The organism is Pseudarthrobacter sp. 01T43 (genome assembly GCF_056398665.1).
This window is the reverse complement of record NZ_JBFTPV010000005.1, coordinates 17,061-40,310: the sequence shown is the minus strand read 5'-3', so window position 1 is coordinate 40,310 and position 23,250 is coordinate 17,061. Positions and strand designations below refer to the sequence as shown.

21 protein-coding genes are annotated in these 23,250 nt (G+C 64.3%); 14 read left to right on the top strand and 7 right to left on the bottom strand.

From position 1 onward, the window contains the following. Nucleotides 1-11: 11 nt before the first annotated feature. From AC1DIM_RS07305 to AC1DIM_RS07250, 12 genes are all read left to right on the top strand, one after another. Entirely contained in the window at nt 12-1,445 is a 1,434-nt protein-coding gene (locus tag AC1DIM_RS07305) for a flotillin family protein (protein WP_477709832.1), read from the top strand. A gap of 10 nt (nt 1,446-1,455) precedes the next feature. Next, complete coding sequence (locus AC1DIM_RS07300) at nt 1,456-1,698, top strand: hypothetical protein (protein ID WP_477709831.1); 243 nt, start codon at nt 1,456-1,458, stop codon at nt 1,696-1,698. A 94-nt stretch (nt 1,699-1,792) separates the two neighbouring features. After that, the gene (locus AC1DIM_RS07295; protein ID WP_477709830.1) at nt 1,793-3,319 is read left to right on the top strand and encodes an efflux RND transporter periplasmic adaptor subunit; all 1,527 of its coding nucleotides are present in this window, start codon (nt 1,793-1,795) and stop codon (nt 3,317-3,319) included. Between the two features lie 3 nt (nt 3,320-3,322). After that, entirely contained in the window at nt 3,323-4,042 is a 720-nt protein-coding gene (locus AC1DIM_RS07290; protein ID WP_477709829.1) for an ABC transporter ATP-binding protein, read from the top strand. After that, nucleotides 4,039-5,280, top strand: coding sequence for an ABC transporter permease (locus AC1DIM_RS07285; RefSeq protein WP_477709828.1), 1,242 nt, complete (start codon nt 4,039-4,041; stop codon nt 5,278-5,280). The genes AC1DIM_RS07290 and AC1DIM_RS07285 overlap by 4 nt, the downstream gene beginning before the upstream one ends. Before the next feature lie 7 nt (nt 5,281-5,287). After that, on the top strand, nt 5,288-5,713 hold the full coding sequence (locus AC1DIM_RS07280; protein WP_477709827.1) for a hypothetical protein: 426 nt from the start codon (nt 5,288-5,290) through the stop codon (nt 5,711-5,713). A gap of 167 nt (nt 5,714-5,880) precedes the next feature. Then, on the top strand, nt 5,881-6,522 hold the full coding sequence (locus AC1DIM_RS07275) for an NADPH-dependent F420 reductase (protein WP_477709826.1): 642 nt from the start codon (nt 5,881-5,883) through the stop codon (nt 6,520-6,522). A 27-nt stretch (nt 6,523-6,549) separates the two neighbouring features. Next, nucleotides 6,550-9,261: a PEP/pyruvate-binding domain-containing protein gene (locus AC1DIM_RS07270; protein WP_477709825.1), complete on the top strand. Its 2,712-nt coding sequence runs from the start codon at nt 6,550-6,552 to the stop codon at nt 9,259-9,261. Between the two features lie 29 nt (nt 9,262-9,290). After that, a complete protein-coding gene (locus AC1DIM_RS07265; protein ID WP_477709824.1) occupies nt 9,291-10,892 on the top strand; it encodes a S53 family peptidase in 1,602 nt (533 codons plus the stop codon). A 250-nt stretch (nt 10,893-11,142) separates the two neighbouring features. Continuing rightward, on the top strand, nt 11,143-11,853 hold the full coding sequence (locus AC1DIM_RS07260; protein ID WP_477709823.1) for a DUF4397 domain-containing protein: 711 nt from the start codon (nt 11,143-11,145) through the stop codon (nt 11,851-11,853). Nucleotides 11,854-12,024: 171 nt separating this feature from the next. Beyond that, the gene (locus AC1DIM_RS07255) at nt 12,025-12,597 is read left to right on the top strand and encodes an RNA polymerase sigma factor (protein WP_477709822.1); all 573 of its coding nucleotides are present in this window, start codon (nt 12,025-12,027) and stop codon (nt 12,595-12,597) included. Continuing rightward, nucleotides 12,584-13,453, top strand: a complete 870-nt coding sequence (locus tag AC1DIM_RS07250; RefSeq protein ID WP_477709821.1) for an anti-sigma factor — start codon at nt 12,584-12,586, stop codon at nt 13,451-13,453. Before AC1DIM_RS07255 ends, AC1DIM_RS07250 begins: the two co-directional genes overlap by 14 nt. Before the next feature lie 19 nt (nt 13,454-13,472). On the opposite strand, the gene AC1DIM_RS07245 is transcribed toward AC1DIM_RS07250, so the two are convergent. The 6 genes from AC1DIM_RS07245 to AC1DIM_RS07220 form a co-directional block, all read right to left on the bottom strand. Then, nucleotides 13,473-14,678: an MFS transporter gene (locus AC1DIM_RS07245; protein WP_477709820.1), complete on the bottom strand. Its 1,206-nt coding sequence runs from the start codon at nt 14,676-14,678 to the stop codon at nt 13,473-13,475. Nucleotides 14,679-14,909: 231 nt separating this feature from the next. Then, nucleotides 14,910-16,616: an ABC1 kinase family protein gene (locus tag AC1DIM_RS07240; protein ID WP_477709819.1), complete on the bottom strand. Its 1,707-nt coding sequence runs from the start codon at nt 16,614-16,616 to the stop codon at nt 14,910-14,912. Nucleotides 16,617-16,621: 5 nt separating this feature from the next. Further along, the gene (locus AC1DIM_RS07235) at nt 16,622-17,164 is read right to left on the bottom strand and encodes a PadR family transcriptional regulator (RefSeq protein ID WP_477709928.1); all 543 of its coding nucleotides are present in this window, start codon (nt 17,162-17,164) and stop codon (nt 16,622-16,624) included. 66 nt (nt 17,165-17,230) lie between these two features. Continuing rightward, nucleotides 17,231-17,998, bottom strand: a complete 768-nt coding sequence (locus tag AC1DIM_RS07230) for a DUF2182 domain-containing protein (RefSeq protein ID WP_477709818.1) — start codon at nt 17,996-17,998, stop codon at nt 17,231-17,233. Next, nucleotides 17,999-18,604, bottom strand: coding sequence for a DUF1326 domain-containing protein (locus tag AC1DIM_RS07225; protein WP_477709817.1), 606 nt, complete (start codon nt 18,602-18,604; stop codon nt 17,999-18,001). Between the two features lie 126 nt (nt 18,605-18,730). Beyond that, nucleotides 18,731-20,614 (bottom strand): alpha-amylase family glycosyl hydrolase, encoded by a 1,884-nt coding sequence (locus AC1DIM_RS07220; protein ID WP_477709816.1) that lies wholly within the window; start codon nt 20,612-20,614, stop codon nt 18,731-18,733. Between the two features lie 176 nt (nt 20,615-20,790). On the opposite strand from AC1DIM_RS07220, the gene AC1DIM_RS07215 reads away from it, so the two are divergent. Then, nucleotides 20,791-21,354, top strand: a complete 564-nt coding sequence (locus tag AC1DIM_RS07215) for a gluconokinase (protein WP_477709815.1) — start codon at nt 20,791-20,793, stop codon at nt 21,352-21,354. A gap of 62 nt (nt 21,355-21,416) precedes the next feature. After that, on the top strand, nt 21,417-22,877 hold the full coding sequence (locus AC1DIM_RS07210) for a GntT/GntP/DsdX family permease (RefSeq protein ID WP_477709927.1): 1,461 nt from the start codon (nt 21,417-21,419) through the stop codon (nt 22,875-22,877). A gap of 147 nt (nt 22,878-23,024) precedes the next feature. Here the strand turns inward: AC1DIM_RS07210 and AC1DIM_RS07205 are convergent, their stop codons facing one another. Further along, the gene (locus AC1DIM_RS07205) at nt 23,025-23,228 is read right to left on the bottom strand and encodes a hypothetical protein (protein WP_477709814.1); all 204 of its coding nucleotides are present in this window, start codon (nt 23,226-23,228) and stop codon (nt 23,025-23,027) included. Between the last annotated feature and the right edge of the window lie 22 nt (nt 23,229-23,250).

Below are 23,250 nucleotides of genomic sequence, written 5' to 3'. Positions count from 1 at the left end.
AGGACCTGGTCATGCCGGACTTCTCAGCATTCTTCCCGCTTATTGCCACCATCCTGGGGGTGCTTGTTGCCATTGGTTTTGTTTGGGTGGCAACGAAACTGATGTGGAAAGTGGCTGAGCCCAATGAAGCCCTCATCATCTCCGGGCTGACCCGGGGAACCCTGGAAACCCGGGCCGGAATGGATTTCAAAATTGTCACAGGCAAGGGCGCACTGGTCCTTCCCGGCCTCCAGACGGTGCGGACCTTGTCGCTCACGCTAAATGAAACTGAACTCAAGGTGTCCTGTGTCACCTCGCAGGGCATCCAGGTGATCGTGGAGGGTGTGGTCATTTACAAGATTGGCGACGCTCCGCCCTTTATTGCCAATGCGGCCAGGCGCTTCCTGGGTCAGCAGCCCAAGATGGAAAGCCAGGTGTACAACGTCTTTGAGGGGCACCTGCGCTCCATCATCGGCAGCATGACCATGGAGGAGATCATCCGCGAGCGGGACAAGCTCGGTTCGCAGGTCCGCAGCGCCAGCGGGGTGGAAATGGAAAAACTGGGGCTTGTGGTGGACTCGCTGCAGATCAAGGACCTGCAGGATCCCACGGGGTACATCCAGAACATCGCAAAGCCACACATTGCCCAGGTGAAGATGGAAGCCCGCATCGCCGAGGCCACCCGCAACCGTGAAGCGGCCGAGAAGGAGGCGGAAGCGGCGGCGCTGATTGCGGACGCGCAGAGCGTTTCAGCCATCAGGCAGTCTGTAGCGCAGGCCAATGCCGAACGAGCCAAGGCCAACGCCGCCCAGGCAGGCCCGCTGGCCGACGCCACGGCACGGCAGCAGGTGGTGGTCCAGGAAACCGAAGTGGCCAAGCTCGAGGCGGACCGGGAAGAGCAGAAGCTCCAGACCACCGTCCGGAAACCCGCAGACGCCAAAGCCTACGCCAAACGAACCGACGCTGAAGGCCAGAAGGCGGCGGACATCAGCGCCGCCGAAGCACTGGCACGCCGCACCGAACTTGAGGCCCAGGCCAACGCCCGCCGGACGGAACTGCAGGCACAGGCGAACGCCACTGCCGCGGCCGCCGCTGCCGGCGCCACCAAGGTCACCGGTGAGGCCGAAGCCGCGGCCACCAAGGCCAAGGGTGATGCTGCAGCCTCCGCGATCAAAGCCAAGGCGCTGGCTGAGGCAGACGGCATCAAGGCGCGGGCTGAAGCTTTGGGGACCAACCAGGACGCGGTGATTTCGCAGCAGCTCGCCGAGAACATGCCCGCCATCATCGCCGCAGCGGCCGAGCCGTTCTCACACGTGGGCCAGATGACCGTCCTGAACGGCGGCGAAGGCATCAACAAGATGCTCGGCGGAATCCTCGCGCAGGCGGGCGACTACCTGCCCGCCCTCGCCTCAGCGCTCAAGAAAGGCCCGGAAGCCAAGCGCCCGCCCAAGGCGCCCGAAGCCTAGGGACCACGGGATGCACAGGGAGGTTGACCGGAGCCTGACAGGCAAGATCGGTCGGGTGACCGGACGCATCGGGCCCGGCACCATCGGCGAAGTGATGCTGCCCTACCTCGGGGGCACCATGGCCTTCCATGCCCACCCGTTCGACAAGACGAGCGGCTTCGCGGTGGGTGAAGAGGTGCTGGTGATCTATTTCGAGCCGCCGCAAACGGTCTATGTGGACGAACTTCCGGACGTGTTGCGGCACGGAGAATGAGGCCACTGGTTTGCCCGCTTAACATTTAGTCCAATCAGGCGCACTCCCATCAAATTCATGGGGTTCATTCAGGTCCGACTCTTATGGTCCAGGCATGAACTCAAAAACTGTTGTTGTCAACCTAGGCCTGGGCGCCGTCATTTTGGCGCTCGGCTCGGGCGCCTACCTGGCCGCCACAGCCGCGGGTTCCAACACCCCGGCCACCGCTGTGCGGACGGTAACGGTGGGCAAGGCGGCCATCTCCTCCGTGGCAACAGCTTCGGGCAGCGTCGCGCCGCAGTCCACCACCGTGGTGAATGCGCAGAACTGCAGCGGTGTGATCCTCTCCGTCGGAGCGACACTGGGTCAGCAGGTGACCGCTGGCCAATTGATCGTCTCCATCGATCCGACCAACGCCCAAAACGCCCTGAACGCGGCCCAAGCCCAACTCGATTCCGTGACGGCCCAGGCAAACCAACAGCAGGTCTCGGCTGCCGGGCAAGTTTCCTCCGCCAACCAGAGCCTGGTCAATGCCCAGCAGTCCGCCAGCCTGGATGCGTCCCAACAGTCCGCAGCGGCTGGGGCAGCCCAGAAGGCTGTCGACGCGGACAATGCCGCAGTGTCCGCCGCGCAGGCGTTGCCCGTCCCCAATCCGAAGCCGTCCAACTGGGCAGACCCGGTGACGGCGGCCCAGAATCAACTGACCAAGGACCAGGCCGCGCTCAGCCAGGCGCAGAACCAGGCGGCTTCCACCCAGCTTAAGGACAAGCAGCAGGTCGCCTCGGCGACCACGGCTCTCGGCAATGCCCGGAACACGGCGGGCTCCGCAGGGGGTACCAATGTCACCAGCGCCCAACTCGCGGTTGAAACCGCCAGGACGAACGTCGCTGCGTGCAACCTGACCTCACCGGTGGCAGGTACCGTCACGGCGGTCAGCGCCACCGTCGGCGCCCTCACCGGTAGCTCGTCTGCGGGTTCGTCCGGATCTGCTGCCAGCGCCGGCAGCGGTGGCAACTCCGCCTCCGGGACGGCATCGACCGCTTCTTCGGGTGCGGCTGCCTCCGGGAGCGGCTTGGTGACCATCAGTGATACAGCCCATTTGCAGGTCGTTGCCGGATTCTCCGAGTCCGATGTTGCCAGCATGAAACCCGACCAGACGGCCGAATTCATCTTTCCCGCGCTGCCGCAGGACCCGGCTGCCGCACCTGTCACGGGAAAGGTGGTATCCATAGCGCAAACATCCAGCACCACCAATGGTGTGGTCACCTATCCGGTGACTGTCTCCATCGCAAATCCGCCGGCCACACTCCGCCTTGGCCAGAGCGCCAACATTTCGGTCACCACGGCAACAGCTGACAACGCCCTGGTGGTCCCGGGCCTTGCCATCACCACCACCGGCAACAGGCAGACGGTGAATGTTGTGAAGAACGGCACGCCGACGCCGGTGACTGTCACCACCGGGGTCAGCGCCAACGGGCGCACCCAGATCCTGACCGGCGTCTCCGACGGCGACCAGATTGAGCTCCCGGCCATCTCCAGTACCTTGGACACCGGCGGCACCACTACTGGCGGCGGAATCGGCGCCGGCGGTCTCGGCGGCGCGGGCACCCGCGGCGGCGGCACCCGGAACGGCGGACAGTAAGCCATGGCGGCAGTGATCGAACTTTCCGGCGCCAGCAAGGTCTACGGCAAAGGCGAGGCGGAAGTGCGTGCCCTGGACGGCGTGGACATTGCGATTGAGCGCGGCGACTTCGTGGCCATCATCGGAGCATCCGGGTCCGGAAAATCAACCATGATGAACATCATCGGCTGCCTGGACGCCCCCACTGCCGGAAGCTACCTGCTGGACGGAATCAACACCAGAGACTTAGACGAATACCAGTTGGCGCAGATCCGCAACCGCAAGATCGGTTTTGTGTTCCAGAACTTCAACCTCATCTCCCGCACCAAGGCAGTTGACAACGTGGCCATGCCGCTCGCCTACGCCAACGTGGCACGCCATGACCGGCGCCTCCGGGCACTGGCCATGCTCGACACCGTCGGACTGTCCAGCCGTGCAGCACACAAGCCCGCTCAGCTTTCGGGCGGTCAGCAGCAGCGGGTCGCCATCGCCCGGGCCCTGGTGACCAACCCCGTACTCCTGCTGGCGGACGAGCCCACCGGCGCGCTGGACTCGCGGTCTTCGGCTGAAATCCTTGACCTCTTCGGGAGCCTTCATGCGACCGGACGGACCATCGTGATGATCACCCACGAGATGGACGTCGCTGAGCGAGCCGGCCGTGTGCTGCGCATGCAGGACGGCCGGATCGTCTCGGACGTACGCCAGCAGCCCGTCCCCGGCAGAGCCCTGGCGGTAGCGCCGTGAACCTCCTCGAGTCCGTGCGGTTCGCCCTGACCGGGGTCGCCGCCAACAAGATGCGTTCCGTGCTCACCACATTGGGAATCCTCATCGGCATCGCCGCCGTGATTTTCCTGCTCGCTGTGGGGGCCGGCACCAGCAACAACATCAAAGCCCAGATCGGTAAGCTCGGCACAAACGTCCTCACCGTGAGCCGCTCCACCAGCGCGGGAGGTCGCACCACGGGCGGACAGGCCGGAGCGAGCCGCACCCGCAGTACCAACCTCACCCTCGAGGACGAGCGTGCACTCACGGACCCGGTTCTGGCTCCCGACGTGGCCCGCACCGCGCCGATAGTCCAAGCCCAGGGTGTCACCGCAACGTACACCGGCGCCACTCACGCCGTGGCCAGCTTTGTGGGGACCACGCCGTCGTATTTTGATATCAGCAACAGCGCCGCGGCGTCCGGTTCCCTGTTCACCGACGCCGACCAACAGGCCGCCAACCCCGTTGCCGTCATCGGCAACACGGTGGCCAGCGACCTGTTCGGTTCCGCCACCGGTTCCGCCGTCGGGCAGACGATTCAGCTGAACGGCCAGAACTTCACGGTCTCCGGCGTGCTGGCGGTCAAGGGTTCCTCCGGCCTGAACGATCCGGACGACGTTGTGGCGGTTCCGTTCTCTGCCGCGCAGAACAAATTCACCGGTTATGCACCAACCCTGGCGTCGATGACAGTGCAGGCTTCCTCGGCAGAGGTGATGAACCAGGCGCAGAATGAAGTCCAGATGATCCTGGACGCGCGCCATCACGTCGATTCCAGCAACCGGGACTACCAGGTCCGGAATCAGGCGCAGATCCTCACCACGGCCACCAACACCACACAGACCCTGACCATCCTGCTCGGTGCCGTGGCGGCCATCAGCCTCTTGGTCGGCGGGATCGGCGTCATGAACATCATGCTGGTCACCGTCACCGAACGCACACGCGAGATCGGCATCCGCAAGGCCATCGGCGCCTCCCGTGGCAGCATCGTGGCCCAGTTCCTGATCGAGTCGCTGGTGATTTCAGTGCTCGGTGGGATTGCCGGGATTGCGGTGGGCTTCGCGGGCAGCGCGTTCCCGGTGCTGGGTGTCCAACCGGAGGTACAGGCATGGACAGTCTGGCTCTCACTGGCTGTGTCAGCCGTCATTGGGCTGGTATTCGGGGTCTACCCGGCCAACAAAGCCGCAAAGTTGCGGCCCATCGATGCACTTCGCTACGAATAGGCAACCCATGAACATTTTCAGGACCAGCAGCCACCACGACGCCGACGACGCTCCTGTGACTCAGGCATTGCCTGCCCCGGTTTTCCTCGGGAGCCCTGATGAGGAAGACCCGGCACCGTTCGACGCACCTGAGATTTCCCTACCGGACGATGAGCCTTTTATTCCGAAAAAACGGTACAAGCCGGCCCGCTCAACGAAGGTGCTGGTGTGTGTCCTGCTGGTGGTGTCCGGGTTCTTCGGCGGCTCAGTCCTTCAGAAGCAAATCGACCTGGGCAACCGGACGGCGCGCACTAACAGCAGCAACTTCCAGGGAACCAACGCCCGGACGGGAGCCGGCGCTGGAAACGATGGAGCAGGCACCCAAACGCCGGGCCAGGGACGCCGCAACGGCAACACCAACACCGCTGCCCCGACTGCAGGCCAGGTTCCCTGAGGCTGACTCAGTGGTCGGCGGGTATCGGCGACGGACGGCGCCCAGGGCCCAAGCGTAAAAGCCGGCGGGCTACCGGTGTCCGGGGCTTTCGTCCCTGTTGCAGCGACGGCCTGTCAAGGTCTACTGGATGGACACAACGACACAGCATTTTTCTTCAAGGGATGATCATGACCAACATCAGCATTCTCGGCAGCGGAAACATGGCCCGCGCACTCGCCACGGCGATGCTGAGGGGCAACAATCCGGTACAGATTCTTGGGCGTGACGGCCCCAAAACGCGGGCGCTGGTCGAGAGCCTCGGACCGGGCGCGACCGGTGGCGTCATCGGGGCCGGCATCACAGGAGCGATAGTCTTCCTGGCAATGCCACACAAGGAAGTACATAACGCCATCCTGGAAAGCGGTGACCTCCTGGATGGCCGGGTCGTTGTGGATATCAGCAACCCCGTCGACGTCTCGAATTTCGACCGGCTCACCACGGAGCCGGGCACGTCCGCAGCAGAAGAAACAGCGCGCCTTCTGGAGGGACGTGCGGATGTGGTCAAAGCGTTCAATACTACGTTTTCCTCCACCTTGGAGGACGGGCAAGTCGGCGGACAGCATCTGGACGTTTTTATTGCCRGCGACTCGGAACAGGCCAAAGAGAAGGTCAGTGCTGTGGCGGCCGCCGCAGGACTCAGGCCTATCGACGTCGGCCCGCTCCGGCGTTCGCGCGAACTTGAAGCCATCATGCTGGTTGTCATGGGTCTGCAGGTCAGCCCTGCGCATCAACATTTTAATTGGGACACTGCACTCCGGATATTCCCGTAGGCAAGGTTTGACGGCAAGGCGCAGGACATGGACTCTGGGAGTCTCGTTCCGGAGCGGGGCGACGCCCCTGCGAGCCTCGTCGTTGATCTCAACCAGTTGGCGTCCGCGTCGCTGTCCACGGTGGGCGGCAAGGCCCTCAACCTCGGCCGCCTCGCCGCCGCGGACTTCCCGGTTCCACCGGGTTTCTGCCTGACCACAGACGGTTATCGCAGCGCCGCACCAACGGACATGGACGTCATCGCCGCCCGGCTGGACGGGGCGGAAAACCCGGACGGCGCTCGCGGACTGCAGGCTTTAGACCGGAATGGGCTCTCGGGGCGTGGCCGCGGGCTGATGGCAGCAGCGCAGGTGCCGCCCGACGTCGAGGCCGCCATCCGCGGTGCCTATGCTGCGCTGGGCAGCGGGCCGGTGGCGGTGCGCTCTTCCGCCACCGCCGAAGACCTGCCGTTTGCCAGCTTCGCAGGGCAGCAGGACTCCTTCATGGACGTGGTCGGAGCCGACGCCGTCGTTGAGGCCGTCCGTCGCTGCTGGGCCTCCCTGTGGACGGACCGGGCGGTGGCCTACCGCACAACGAACGGGATCCGGCACCGCGAGGTGAGCCTCGCCGTCGTCGTTCAACAAATGGTTCACGCTGGCTCGGCGGGTGTGCTGTTCACCGCCAATCCGGTGACCGGCACACGGACCGAGACAGTCATTGATGCCAGTCCCGGGCCGGGACAGGCAGTGGTTTCCGGCGCCGTGAACCCCGACCACTTCGTGGTGGAGACGGCATCGGGCCGGATCCTGCAGCAGACACCGGCCCACGGCCGGCCGCCCAGCCTGACCGGGTCGCAGCTTCGCGAACTGACATCCCTGGGTGACGCCGCCCAGCGGCTTTTGGGCGCGCCCCAGGACGTGGAGTGGGTGATCGACGGTGGCGGCAAGGCCTGGCTGACCCAGTCGCGGCCCATCACCACGCTGTATCCGCTACCGGACGACGACCCGCTCGGCGGGCAGACCGGCGGGCAGACCGGCGCTGACGGCGCGGCTGACGCAGCCCCCGGCGGGGATACTCGCGTTTACCTGTGCGGCACGCTGCTCCAGGGCCTCACCCGCCCCATTACGCCGATGGGGCTCTCCGTCCTCGGCCTGATGAGGGGCAGCAAAGGACCGTGGAATTACGTGAACCCCGGATTGCGGATGTACGTGGAGCTGACGCCGCTCATCCGCAACAAATCCGGCCGCAAGGCACTGGCGAGGGTCCTGCCGCTCGCGGACGGAAGGTCAGCTGCGGTCTTCCCTGCGCTGTTGGAGGATCCGCGGTTCAGTGTTGTCCGTCGTCCCCGGAAAGAATCCCGCCGCAAGGGCCAGTCCGACGCTGCCCGGACACATTCCAGTGGAGCTGAAATCAACCAGAGCCTGGGCCAGTTCGCAGAGCTGATCCCCGCCATGGTCCGGGCCCTCCTGTGGCCGGACCGGGAACTGCGGAGGGCGCGCCGGTATCAGGACCGTCTCGCAGCCACGCTGGTGCTCCCCCTCCCGGCCACCGCGGCCAGGCGTCTGCAGCACTCTGAGGACATCCTGGCCACCTCCATCAACGGGCTGATCCAGGCCACGGTGGCGGCTCCGTCCGTGGGGTACCTGATGCTGGCAGCGGCCCGCAGGTTGCTGCGCGGAATCGCCAAGCCGCGTGAACTTGAGGCTGTCCTCCGCGGGCTTCCCCACAACGTGACCACCATCATGGACCTGGAGTTGTGGCACCTGACCGTGTCCTTGGGAGGGGATCCGGAGTCCCGCCGCGCGTTCATGGAACTGAAGCCTGACGAGCTGGCTTCCCGCTACAGGGAGGGCATTCTGCCTGCCACCGCCCAGGCCGGGCTGCAGACGTTCCTTTCAAAGTACGGCCACCGGGCCGTGGCGGAAATCGACCTGGGGATGCCGAGGTGGTTGGACGAACCGGACCATATCCTCGGCATGATCTCGAACTTTCTCCGCGTGGAAGATCCCGAACGGGCGCCGGACCGCCAGTTCGCCAGGGCCGCTGACCACGCGGAGGCCCGGATCAGTGAGTTGGTGAAGCGTGCCGCGACAACGAGCCGGTTGCGGGGGCTCCTGGTGTCGTTCTGCCTGCACCGGACACGGCAGCTGGCCGGCCTGCGGGAATTGCCCAAGTTCTACATTGTGATGGTGCTCGCCGAGATGCACCGGCAACTCCGGGAGGTGGGCGCCGAACTGGTAGAGAAAGGAACCGTCGACGCCGCCGGGGACGTGTTCTTCCTGGACTTCGACGAACTGCGCGTGGGCCTTCGCGGTGCGGACCTCAAGGGAATCGTAGCCACCCGCCGTCGGCTGTACGACGTCGAACTCCGGCGCCGGCGCGTTCCGCGCCTGCTGCTCTCTGACGGCACCGACGTCGAGGCCGCGGCGATACCCCAAGCGGCTGCGGGCGACCACCTGTCGGGGACGCCGGCCTCTGCGGGCACCGCGACGGGGAAGGTGAGGGTGATTATGGATCCGGTGGGCGCCCACCTGGAACCCGGGGAAATTCTGGTGGCCCCCTCCACTGATCCCGGCTGGACACCGCTTTTTATGACGGCAGGTGCTTTGGTCATGGAGATGGGCGGCGTAATATCGCACGGAGCCGTGGTAGCGCGCGAATACGGCATCCCCGCAGTGGTGGGTGTTGCCGATGCCACCATCCGGCTTCGCAATGGCCAGAGCATCACGGTTGACGGGGCCGCCGGGACCATTTCGTGGTGAGGTGGTCCCCTGAGGAACGGAGTGATTTTATGTCTGAGCAGAACAGCACCACGCCTCACACCACTACGGACAGCGCCCCTCTCCCCGGCTCGGAACGCCCGGCCGCGGAAAGGATCCAAGCCACGCACGGGCCCGTCGACCCTGCCCGCAGGATCGAGGTGACCGTAATTCTCCGTCGTGACCAACCCCTGCCGGAATCGCCGGCCGCACCGATATCCCGCGACGAGCTGGCCGCCCGCCACGGCGCCTCACCGTCGGATCTGAGCCTCGCTACCGAGACGTTCACACGGCTCGGAGTGGAGGTCCTCGAGGCGGACCCTGCCGCGCGGCGCGTCCGGCTCGCCGGGACAGTGGAACAGCTGAGCCGGATCTTCGGCACCAGCCTGGAGGAAGTGACGAGCAGCGGGCTCCACGGTCACGACGTCACCCACCGGCACCGGACCGGAGGCCTGCAGGTCCCGGCAGCGCTGGCGGGAATCGTCACGGCCGTTCTTGGCCTTGACGACCGCCCCCAGGCCCGCGCCCAGTTCCACGCGATTCCGCTGGCCGCAGCGGCCACCAGTTACACACCGCCGGAACTGGCAAGGATTTACAACTTTCCCGCCGGCGCTGACGGCGCGGGACAGAGCGTGGCCATCATCGAGTTGGGCGGCGGCTTCGCCCAGTCGGACCTGGACTCTTACTTTGGAAGCCTCGGAATCACCGGACCGACAGTGACCGCCGTCGGAGTTGACGGTGCGTCAAACCAGCCCGGACAGGACCCCACCGGGGCGGACGGGGAAGTGCTGCTCGACATCGAAGTAGTCGGCGCCCTGGCACCGAGGGCGAACATTCTCGTTTACTTCGCCCCGAACACGGACGCCGGTTTCCTTGATGCGATCATCAACGCTTCCCACGCCGCCGCGGCGCCGGCGGCGATCAGCATCAGCTGGGGCCAAAGCGAGGACGCCTGGACCCCCCAGGCACGGACTGCGTTTGACCAGGCCCTCGCCGACGCCTCGGCCATGGGCGTGACCGTCACAGCAGCCGCGGGAGACAATGGCAGCGCCGACGGTGCAACCGACGGCAAAGACCACGCCGACTTTCCGGCCTCCAGCCCGCACGCCCTGGCCTGCGGCGGCACCCGCCTCGATGCCGACCCAGTGACCGGAAGAATCAGGTCCGAAACAGTTTGGAATGACGGACCGCATTCGGCAACGGGAGGCGGTTACAGCCGCACCTTCCCGGTCCCCGCCTGGCAAAACGGGCTGGCCGCCCACTCGCGCCGCCACAAGCCGACTCCGGCCCCCGCCCCTGTGCATGGCGGCCATGGGCGCGGCGTCCCCGACGTCAGCGGCGTGGCCGACCCGCAGACGGGGTACAAGGTCAGGGTTGACGGCAAGGACATGGTCATCGGCGGCACCAGCGCCGTCGCACCCCTCTGGGCGGCGCTGATCGCCCTCTTTGCCCAGACGACCAATCGCCGGTTCGGTCAGATCCAGCCCCTGCTTTACACCCTGAAGTCCGGCTTCCACGATGTCACCACGGGAAACAACGGAACCTACCAGGCCGCGACCGGATGGGACCCCTGCACCGGCCTCGGCAGCCCGGACGGGACAGCCCTGCTCGCAGCGATCACATCCGGCCTCTGATCTTGTCCCGAGTCACCGGCAGCCGAAGCCACATTGCCCGCTCCAAGAAGCCGGACATCAGCATCGAGGACGAAATTTAGAAGGGAGGCCGCTCACGGCGGATCCACACAACTTCAGCTTCTCAGTGCGGCCACTCGGGCGGTTTCCGTCGGAATATTCTCTAGGGGTGCATCCAAGTACAGCCTCGGGTCGGTAGTAAGGGTGTAAGCACAACCACCGCCCCACAGTGGGCCTCTCAGAGGAGTTGGAAATGCGCAAGAAAATCTTTGCCGCCGCCGGAGCAATGACGCTGCTGGCAGCACTCGCCCTCGCCGCCCCGGCCCAGGCCGGCAATGGGCATAGTCGAGACGACGAGGGCACAGCCAAACTGTCCGTCCTCCACGGCGTGCCTGGACTGACCGTGGATGTCTGGGTCGACGGCAAGCTCACCTTGGACAACTTCAAGCCGGGTACTTTAGCGGGCCCGTTGAATGTCCCTGATGGGGACCACCAGATCGCCATCACCGGAGCCGACGCCACGAGCGCCGACAACGCGGTGATCGGACCCGTCACCGTAAACCTGGAAGAAGGCCAGGACTATACAGCGGTTGCGCACCTGGCCGCTGACGGCACCCCCACTGCCACTCTCTTCACCAATGACACCGCGCCCAGCCCGGAGGGGCAGGGCAAGCTGACCGTCCGGCACGTCGCTGCGGCTCCCGCCGTCGATGTGCTGGCTGGCGGGACCGCCGTCATTGAGGGACTCACCAACCCGGATCAGGAGACACTCATCCTCAAGGCCGGAACTGTGTCAGCCTCGGTCGCAGCCGCGGGTACCACTGTCCCGGTGATCGGCCCCGCGGACGTCAAGATCACCGCGGGCAAGAACACCATCGTCTACGCCTGGGGAAGCCTCGCCAAGAATAATCTTGGTATAGCCGTCCAGGTAGTGGATTCCTCATCGTGCGGCCAGGAGGGCTAGCCCTCTCCAGCTCCGCAGCCATTCCATCACCCGGTGGGGCCGTGTCGACCGCGGCCCCACCGGCACGCGCGGGTGCAATCGGAAAGCAGGTGCCGCCGGACCATGGCGGAGTCCGCAAGGCAGCGGCATAATGTGGTTCATCAGCGGCCGTTGCCGCCCAAAGGAGAACCTATGGAAGCGGGCACCGCGAATGATTGGGACCCCGTCCTCGATCACGCGTTTGCCAGCGGCGATGAGCGTGTCCTCGCGGAAGCGTACCGGCGGTTGAGCCCCTTGGTTTACACGCTGGCACTGAGATCCTTGGGAGAGCGCACCGCGGCCGACGACGTGACCCAGGAGGTGTTCATTCGGGCTTGGAAATCAAGGACCACATATCGTCCCGAGGCTGCACGGGTGCCAGCGTGGCTGATTGGGATCACGCGTAACGCCATCTCTGACGCGTTGTCCGCGCGGTCCCGCCAGCGCCATCTCGAGCAAGCGGCCATACATCTGGTCACGGACCCCACCGGCGGACGGGATACGGGACTAGTCGATGAGGTAGCGGAGCGCCTAACCCTGGACGAGGAATTGCAACATTTAGGGGATCCACAGCAGGCAATAATGCGGCTGGCATTCTACGAGGACCTGACACACGACCAGATTTCATCCCGCCTGAACCTCCCGCTGGGCACCGTCAAAAGCCACATCCGGCGCAGCCTCACCCGGTTGCGCACCCGCTTGGAGGTGGAACATGGAACATCTTGATCCCGATCTTCTCAGCCTGATGGCACTCGGAGAGCCGGTGGGTACGGCACCTGAAGCAGTCCACGTGGCCGGCTGCGTGACGTGCAGCGAAACCCTCCGAGGCTTTCAACACGCCGTGCGCGTAGCCACCCTCGACCTCGCAGGCATCGAACTTGAAGAACCCGGAAGCCAGAACTGGACCGCCATCCATAACGCCCTCGGGCTCTCATCGGCGCTGGCGACAGATCCCCTCGCGTCAGGCCCTCTCAGCCTGCGTACCGCCTATCCCGCCACCCCGCTGGTGACGCCACGGATCAGGCCGGACGGGGATGAAGCACCCCAGAAGCGCGGCAGGCAAACAGCGGCCGCGAAGTCGCCGGAACAGGCCGGCCACAGCACCCGGCGGGCCCGTCCCTGGCCTTGGATTGCCGTCGCTGCGGCCGGTATGGTTGTCGGTTCCGCTGCCGGATGGACCGCCGCCGGAGTACTTGGACCCACGGGCGCTCCCTCCCCCTCATCCACCCAAACGGCTTCCTCAGAGGTCGTCCTCGCCCAAGCGTCCCTGACTCCGCTGCCCACGCACACCGGCGGCGGAGAAGCACAGGTCAAGCGACTCCCAGATGGAACCCGGCAACTGATGATCCGGCTCTCCAATGACCGCATCAATGGATTCAGGGGAGTATGGGTCGGCTCCACCGACCTCACCAGAATGGTCAGCCTAGGCGTCCTCGACAATGAATCCGGTATATTCACCATCCCAGACGGCGTCGACCTGTCCCAATATCCCGTCGTCGACATTTCCAACCAGCCCTACAACGGGGATCCGGCTCACTCAGCCGACAGCATAGCCCGGGGAACACTGAACCCGGAAAACTGACAGGGCCATCCGGGTCATGTCAGGTCGAACCGCTGATTACCCGGTCCCGTCCGGCAAGAACGCCCGTCACGGCAAGCACTGCCATGAGGGCCGCGGTGCCGAGGAGCGGAAGGGTCCAGCTTCCGCTCGCGTCGCGAAGACCACCGAACATCACCGGGCCCACCGCTGCCAGACCGTAGCCAACAGACTGTGCCATGCCGGACAATGACGCTGCCTGCGGGTAATTCACGGTTCGGAGGCTGAACAGCGACAGGGCGATGACGATGAGGCTACCGCATCCGATTGCCCCGAGAAGGACCCACAGCAATGTGAAGTCCGGCGCAAGTGCGAGCCCGAGAAACGTCACGCACGTGAGGGCGCCGCTCGCGAAGGACACGAGCCGTTGGTCAGAGCCCCGGTGAAGGATTCCCCCTGCGGCGAGGCTGGCGAACACGCTGATGAGCAGGAAGACGGACAGGTGGATACCTGCGGTAGTGGCGGGGACCCCGCGGCTTTGTTCGATGGTGGGAAGCCACGCCATGAGGACGTAGAAGGCGATCGATTGCAGTCCCATGAACATCGTCACCTGCCAGCCCAAGGCTGAGGCCCAGGGCGACCGGTAAGAGACCTCCGCCCTGACGGCATGCGCAGTGCCTGACGTGTGCCGGCGCAGCCACGGCAGGAGCACCGCCATGGCGATGAGAGCCAGTCCCACCCAGATTCCGAGGGCAAGCCGCCATCCCGCCGGGGACGTTTGTGCCACGGGAACGACGACGGCGGCCCCGATCGCGGCGAAGGCGGCCTGTGTGGCGGTGTAGCTTCCGGTAACCTGGCTGACCCGCATCGGGAAGTCCCGCTTGACGAGGGACGGCACCAGGACATTGAGAAACGCGATAGCGAGGCCGATCAGTCCGGTGCCGACCCAGATGAAGCCGGGCACCGGTAAGGAACGCAGCACGATGCCCGAGGCGAGGAACAGCAGGGACATCCACAGGGCCCGGTCGAGACCCAGACGGGAAGCGAAGGCGGGCGCCACGGGTGAGAACACTGCAAAGGCAATGAGCGGGAGACCCGTGAGGAACCCTGCCGCAGCGCCGGACAACCCGAGGTCGCCGCTGATGTTCGCAAGTACCGGCCCCACGCTGACAAACGACACCCGAAGGTTTACCGCAAGGAGAAGGAGGCCGATGAAGGCGAAGCCGAACCTGACAGAGCGGTCCGAAGCATTTCGGGTTGCAGCGGGCATGGTTCGTTCTTCCATCCTCTGGGAGGTTAGGAGCGTCTGTCGCGCCCATCCGAATCCGCCCGGTCAGCTCACAGTAGCCTCTGACCAGGCATTTCAATTTGCCGACAACTTACCTCGTAAACGTCATCGCTTGATAATCGGTATGGCAGCGACGCTCACTCCGATCGCGTTCACCCTCCCGACAATGTAGGCGATTCCGGCGCCACAGCTCCCCCGCCGTCGCCAGCTCGTCTAGAGGCCGCGGCGCCCGATCCACAGCCCATGCAGCAGCGGAACGACAGACGCGATCATCAGAATGCTGCCGAGCAGCGCGTCGTCCGCTCGGACCACGGAACCTGAGATGAGAAGGGCGCCGAACACCAGTGCCGATGCCGATCGCTCCACTGTGCGGTTTAGCCGGGCGACCTGACGTTCCAGGCGCGGGTTGGCTACCGATAGTGATCCGTCCTCGATTCGGGTGACAAGACCATCCAACCGTTTCGGCAGACGGAGGGCGACGCCGGCAGCGTCGAGCGCTTGTTGTGCCACATCCTGCACGATGTTGCGGCGCTCGTCGCGGAGCAGCTGTGCCGCGTAGGGTTCAACCGAGTCCCATAGATTGAATCGCGCGTCCAACGAGCTGCACACTCCCGACGTCAGTGACATCGCGCGGATGATGAGCAGGAAGTTCTCCGGCACCTGGAACGGCAACGAGCGCACGAGGTCGCCGAACTCCACCGCAAAGTCGCGGAACTCCCGCGGGTCCACCTCGCGGAGCTCGGCGAAGCCCATCCCGCCGAACCTGGCGAACAGGTGCGTCATCGCCCGCTCAAGCTCGGCCGTGTCAGCAGACGGCACCAGTACGCCAATATCGCTGATTGCGGCCACCAAGCCTTTGCCGTCACGCGAGGCAGCCGCGATCAGCAGCTTCCGCAGACCGCTGCGGGTACTGGGCGGAACCTCGCCCATCATGCCGAAATCGATGAATGTCAGCTTCCAGGGGCGCTCGGCGAATGAATCGGCACGCGGGGTGACAAACATATTGCCGGGGTGCGGATCGGCGTGGAAAAAGCCGTTCACGAACAGCTGGTCGAACATCACCGCAGCGAAGACCGGGGCGACCTTCGCCGGATCAATGCCCGCCGCAAGCAGGGCTGCCAAGTCCGTGATTTTGATCGCTGTTACATCTTCAAGGGTGAGCACGCGGCGGGTGCTCCGCTCCCAGACGACGCCAGGCACGATCACCCGGTCGTCGTGGTCGAAATCAGTGGCAAAGCGCTCTAAATTCGACGCTTCATGGAGGTAGTCGATTTCCTGGCGACTGGTCTGGGCAAATTCCTCGACCAGTGCGGGCATGTCAGCACGATGGGACACGAGGCGCACGTGACTGAGCCAGCCGCCAACTTTGCGTAGCGCGGCCAGATCGACGTCGACAATCGCATCGATGCCCGGCCGCTGCACCTTTATCACCACGTTAAGGAGACCGGTGTCGGCGGCATCGGTGTGAAGAAGCCGGGCCCGGTGCGCCTGCCCGAGGGATGCGGCGGCGATTGGCGTCTCCTCGACTGAGGCGAACACCCGGTCCAGCGGCGCACCCAGCTCCGCCTCGGCCAAGGCACGGATCGCGGGGAACGGGACGGGAGGTGCCTCGTCCTGCAGCCCTTCCAATTCAGAAGTGATCTCCGGCGGGAGCACGTCGAGCCTGGACGACAGGAACTGACCAACTTTAATCATCAGACCGCCCAGGTCCACCGCGAGTGCGTGGAAGCGCTGCGCGAAGTGCCGCATCCTCTCGGTCCTGGTGCGTTCGGCAATCCTGACCAGCCCGACGCGCGGGAGGAACAGTTCGAACCACCACGTCACCGCGAGATGCCACGCTGCGAAGCGCAGGATGCGACGGTAACGGGCGCGGGTGTTCCCGGCGCCGGGGGCCGGATCTGCCCGGCGAACCGACGCCACCCGCGTCAGTCCTGGGCGAGGATCGAGTACAGCCGACGACGGGCCTCGTCGAGCACGGCCACAGCCTCCTGCACCTGCTTCGGCGTGCCGCTGCGGCCCACCTGCGCCGCAGCCTGTGCGAGCTCGACGCCGGCCTTGGGCAGGGCCGCAAACCCGGTGCCTGCGGCCGGACCAGCTGACTCCCAGAGCGCTGAGGCATCGACACCCGCAGCCTCTTCCCGGCCTGCTTCGGTCAGCGAATAAGTCTTGCGGCCGTTTGATTCCGCGGAGCTGATGACCCCTTCATCGGCCAGCAACTGAAGGGTTGGGTAGACCGAGCCGGCGCTGGGCTTCCAGCTGCCACCGCTGCGCTGCTCGATCTCACCGATGATCTCGTAGCCGTGCATCGGCCGTTCCGCGAGCAGGGCCAGTACCGCCGGCCGCACTTCGCCCCGACTCGCGCGGGTGTCGGGGCGCTTCTCAAACCTTGAACGCAGCTCCTCAACGGCCTGCCACATGCTATCAATGTTGGGGCCGCCAAATCCGCCGGCCGGGTACGAATTACGCATCATGCTCTCCTCTTCGAATCACGAACGATATTCAACGATAGATCCGAAGGTGGCCGTTACGTTGCCCTAAATCGGCGAGGCCATGTGGAGCCCGGGCAGAAGCTCCGGGTGAGCCGGGACGAAGAGTGCGAAGACGATCAGTGAGATGCCCGTGATCCGACTGAGCGCATGCCCGTACTTCCACGTCTTCTCCAGGAAGATAACGACCGTGAGCGCCGCCATCCACGCCAGGTTCATCACGCCAACAACAATCAGCACCACCATCAGCCCCCAACAGCAGCCCACGCAATACGCCCCGTGGTACATGCCGACGCGGACATCCCGCAGGCGGCCCTTAAACCCGGATACGTGCAACAGGAATGCTACGGGCGACCGGCAGTGCCTGAGGCAGAAATCCTTGAGCGGGGTTAGCTGGTAGGCGCCGGCCGCCGCGAGCACTCCAGCACCCACCCAGGGCGCGATATCGGCCGCGTCCTCAGCCAGCTGCGCAGAAAGAGCCGCCGCCGCGTATGCGCCGACTCCGAAGAAGATCCACGTTAGAAGATAGCCGCCCACCAGGCCAGTTGTCCGGATGGCCTGGATTCGGCGGCTGCGGACGGCACGGATGGACCTGAGGTACATGGACGTGAGCGGCGCCAACGCCGGCAGCATCATGGCCGCCATCATCAGTGTCCACACCCCCAGGAAACCCCAGATCTCCAGTCCCATGGTTCCCGCGTCCGGGGACATGTTGGCGAAGCCTGCGAACGTGAAATACCAGGCGAGTGCGGCGCACCCGATCAACGCCAACTCTGCGGCATGGTGGCTGACTGTCAGACCACTCCTGCCCGGCACTTAAGCGGACCAGGCAAAGGGGGCTGAGAAGGAGTTCTTCCCGACGTTATCCCAGGTCATCCCAAACACATCGACGCGGGCGGTGCTGGATGTGCCCGCTGCCAGAGTGTCGGCCGGGAATCCGACCCCGCTGACTTTGACTCCTTGTCCTGTGGGATCCAGGCGGGACACGAAGTCCTCGACCACCATGTCCACGGCGCTCCCAATGCGGACCTGATGGTTGTGCCCGTCGTCGGCGTAGGCCATTTCCAGGGATTCCATACCCGCCATTTCGCCGATCAAGGGGGCGAGGCCCGCCATCGGTCCGCCGAGCTGGCCGCCGAAGACTCCACCGAGCGCTTCGGCCTGCTCAGCCGAGGCAGCGGCATCCATCAGCACTCCAACCTTCCAGCCCCCGTCACCCATCACGGCGGGGGTATCGGCGACGACGCAGACTGTCAGGCCGCCGACGTCGACACCGTTCACTTCGCCGGTTTCCACGTGGAAGGCCAAGGCCACGTTGCAGCGTTCGTTATCCGCCGGAGCGGTCAGCCCTGACGTCGAACACGGGCAGATCATGTCGCAGTTGCAATTCTCAAAATAGGTACCCTCGACATGCCACGGCATTTGAGGCTCCTTTCGACGAGGCACCCCCCAAAATAAAGTCTCCTCGCGGCCCTGAGCAGTGTCAACGGTCGGCGGCGACCTATGCAAAAGGCTCTCCTGAGCGGCCGTGCGCTTCGGGTTCACGCCTCATGGCGTCATGATGACGAAGCCCGCCGGCGGGACGGTGACACTGATCGCCAGTCCGTTCCGCCCCTCGGCCGCCACCTCCAACCCCACCTGGGCAGCATCGGTTGAGTAGGTGTACTGGAATTTGTTGCCGACCCCGTGCAGGCGCGAATCGATGGTGACCCAAGCAGTCCGTGGCGCTGCCAGGTCTGTGTTGATGGCACAGACCACCTCGCGAGTCGCCAGAATCCGGCTCCAGGCGATGATGGACGTCATCCGACCCTGGCCGATCCGGTCCGGATACCAGAACGCGACCCCGTCCTCGGAGATAGGCCTCAGGAACTGCCGGCCACGCCGCAGTGCGAGCTCGTTCTTTCGGACGTCCAGAATAGCGGCAAGCTGCTTGTACGTCTCCGCCAATTCATCGAAGAAGTGCCTGTCCCGGCTCTGGAACGAGCCGAAGCCGCTCCCGAACATGGTCTCCCGGATGTAGCGGTCGGCCTTGAAGTTGTCACTGGTGTTCGTGTTGACCGACGTCGGGAAGCTTCCGTTGAAAAGCTGCTCGCTGCCGTAATAGATACACGGGATACCCAGTGTCGTCGCATTCATGGCCAGAACGGCGAGCTCCAGCGCACGCCCCACATCGTCGGCCGCGAAGCGCGCCTTGTGGTTCGCGCCCATGCGGACCAGGTCATGATCGTCGAAATTGGTCACCACATGGCTGCGAAACCACGTATGGGTCGCCTTGTCCACCTGAGCCGAGTTCCGGAACAGATCGAAGTACCCGCGAGGACTCGTCCAGCCTTTCGCCGTATCCGCCAGGAGACCTTGGACATCGGCGAGACCCAGGGCCGCATCCAGCCCCGTTTCGTCCCGCGTGCTAATGGCGTAGCTGCGGTCGCCGGTGATCTCTCCAACCAGGAAGAAGGAGTCCTTTCCGATGGTCTGGGCGAATTCATGGATTTCCGACGTGAAGAATCGTGTTGCCCCATGATCCATGTGCTTTACAGTATCGACGCGAAATCCGTCCAGATCGGCGTACGCAATCCAGTATTCGTAGGCTTCCGTGAGGACACGCATCGCCTCGGATGGAGCGTACTCGGACACTTCCCCGCTCCCCTGATGGATGTCTTTCAGTCCTTCGAAGTCCCCTTCCGTACTCTCCGGCACGGCGTCCCAGTTCTTGATCTTCCCCTTGCAGGTGAAAACACCGTCATCCTGAAGCTCCTGCGGCCAGACGGCGCTCTCCGTGTCGGGAGGGTTGATCCTGCCGGGGAAGGGCAACGTGGCGGCCCCGGTGGAATCGCGCCACCCCCGCACCGGATAGGCGGCACCGCTCCATGACGGCTCGAAAAACGTGCCGGACGGATCGGCTGTGTTGTATTGGAAGACGTCGGCGGAATGGTTCAGGATCACGTCCAGGATGACGTAAAGACCGGCGTCGTGTGCGGCGGTGACGAGACCCTTAAAGTCCTGGCGCGTGCCAAAGTGCGGGTCGACGTGAAGGAAGTTCTGTATCCCGTAGCCATGGTAATCGTCCACTCCCGGCCGCTGCCGCAACACCGGGCTGATCCACAGTGTGGTTACCCCAAGCCGTTTCAGGTAGCCGACCTTGGAGGTGATTCCTTGGAGGGTTCCGCCGAGCCATTGGGTGCCGGCCGACTCCCACGCCTGGATGTCAGCCTGAGTCCGGACGGCGTTGCCGGCGTCAGCCGGAGTGAATATTTGGGTGGTCCCTTGGACGACGTTGCCGGCTACATCTTTGTAGCCGTCCTCTTTTTCGTTGGAGAACCGGTCGGTCAAGAGGAAGTAGATGACCTGGTCCGACCAGTCCCGGGGTGACGGGTGGTAGTGGTTTTGTTTCAGGATTTGTGCCCACTGGATGTCTTTGACTGAAAGCATCATTGCCTCACCATCAGAATTGCGGGATTGAAAAGTCGGTCCAGGCAACCTCGCCGGGCCGGCGTTTGAAACAGCTCGGGACGAATCAGTCAGGCCCGAGCCAAACCGCGCAACCCGCCCCATCGAATCAGCTGCGATTTACTATGGCACTGAGACGCGTGTGCTGCCAAGATGGCACCATGGACCCGCTGGACCTGGTGACACCTGCTCTGACCGAACCGGCGGTACTGGTCGTCATGGGCGTCTCCGGGTCCGGCAAATCAACCATTGCCGCCCTGCTTGCGGGTCGGCTGGGCTGGGCCTTCGAGGAAGGCGATGCCCTGCACCCCCAAGCAAATATCGACAAGATGGCCGCAGGACATCCGCTGACGGATGAGGACAGATATCCCTGGCTGGAGAAAGTTGCCGGGTGGGTCGACCGGCGGCTGGATCACGGAGAGAACGGGGTCATCACCTGTTCGGCGCTCAAGCGGTCTTACCGGAACATTATCAACCGACGGCGTTCCGGCGTCGTCTTTATTTTTCTCTCTGGGTCCCCGGAGACCATTAGCTCGCGACTGGCCGAACGCCACGGTCATTTTATGCCCGCGAGCCTTCTGGCGAGTCAGTTCGCAGACCTTGAGGAACTATCCCCGGATGAGCCCGGGATCCGGGTCGATATCGGCCCGGATCCCGGCGTTATTGCCCAACGAATCATGGACCAGTTCGGCCTGCGGCTGAGCGGAACAGGAGGAGCACCATGAACGGAATCGCCAGCCTTAATGGGCCTTTTACCGGGGTCGCCACCGACAGCACCACAGACCTCATGAATCAACCATGGAACGGCCATGACACCCAAGTACTTGTCGTTGCAGCCATCGGCATAGCCATTGTGGTCCTGCTGATCGTCTGGGCGAAGATGCATGCTTTTCTGGCTCTTACTATCGGTGCTCTCTTCGTCGGCATCGCCTCCGGTATTGCTTTGGACAAGGTGACCGCCTCCTACGAAAGCGGCGTCGGCGGTGTGCTGGGCTACGTCGGAGTCCTCATCGCCCTCGGAGCGATGTTGGGTAAGCTGTTGGCCGATTCCGGCGGTGCGGACAAGATCGTGGACACGCTGCTCCATGGCCGGCCGGCAACGCTGCCCTGGAAGATGGCACTCATCGCCGGCATCATTGGCATCCCCATGTTTTTCGAGATCGGGCTCGTGCTGCTCATACCCGTTGTTATGCTCGCCGTACATCGTTCCAAGGGTCCTGCAATGCTGCTGGGCATTCCGGCCCTGGCAGGCCTGTCGGTGCTCCACGGATTCATCCCGCCACACCCGGGCCCCCTGGCGGCGATCGGCATCCTGCACGCCAATGTCGGTGTGACGCTTGCCTTCGGCCTCCTTATTGCGGTTCCAACCGTCATTATCGCCGGTCCCTTGTTTGGCCGTCTCGCCGCACGGATGGTGCCCATTGGCGCCGCTGGCGCCGGCCTGGCCGTGACTGTCGGATCCGGCGGGAACGCACAAGCCACTCAGGCTCAGGACTCGGGTGCACAAGGGGCGAGTCCGCGCGCCGACGCGCCTTTGGGTGACGCGCCCTTGGGTAAGGCACAGGATCCGGAAGCCACACGCAGCCCGTCCTTCACGTGGACCCTGGTCACTCTGCTTTCCCCGCTGGTGCTCATGCTGATTAAAGCCGGGGCCGACATCTGGATGGACAAAGGCGACACGCTACGGCCGTTGCTGGACTTCATCGGCGATCCGGTCTTCGCGCTGCTCGTGGCGGTGCTGCTGGCCATGGTCACTTTCGGGACACGAGTGGGCTTCTCGGCGTCGATTCTGACCAAGAAGATCGGCCAGAGCCTGCTGCCGATTGTCGGGGTTATGCTCATCGTCGGCGCAGGTGGGGGTTTCAAGCAGGTTCTGGTCGACGGCGGCACCGGAACCGCCATTGCCAAGATCGCCGTAGCTGCCAGTCTGTCGGCGCTGGTGCTGGGGTGGATTATCGCCGTGCTGATTCGTCTGGCCACAGGCTCGGCGACGGTGGCTACCGTAACGGCAGCGGGCATCATCGCACCTGTGGCAACCGGTCTGGCGCCGGCCCAGTTAGCGCTGGTTGTGCTCGCCATCGGTGCCGGGTCGCTGTTCTTTTCCCATGTCAACGATGCAGGATTTTGGCTGGTCAAGGAATACTTCGGGCTGACAGTTGGCCAAACGATCAAGACTTGGTCCGTCATGGAAACGCTAATTTCCGTCGTTGGATTCGGACTCGCATTGCTGTTATCTGTGGTGGTCTAATCGAAACACCGCAGGGCGTGGGCTTCGTCGTTGGCCTTGGTGACGCCGGTTTTTCCGCGGCCTCTTTCAACGCCAATGCGGATATGCTTGCTCACCCATGACCGTCGTGGCCGGGATGCGGATCACCAGGTTGACCACCTCCGCAGGCTAACCCGCAGGTGCCACGACGTCTTCCAGCACCGACCTGTCGAAAAAACGAATCTCGCCTGTGGCTTGGAAGAACACCGGAACCACTGAAGTACTCGGGTCTTTGGCTGTCTCGTAGATCTCAGGCGCGCTTCCGTGCTTCCGGGCAACCGTTCCAACAAGCTCGGTACCGCGAACCCGGACGGTTCGATATTTGTAGCTCACGTTGACTCCTTCGTCGACTATG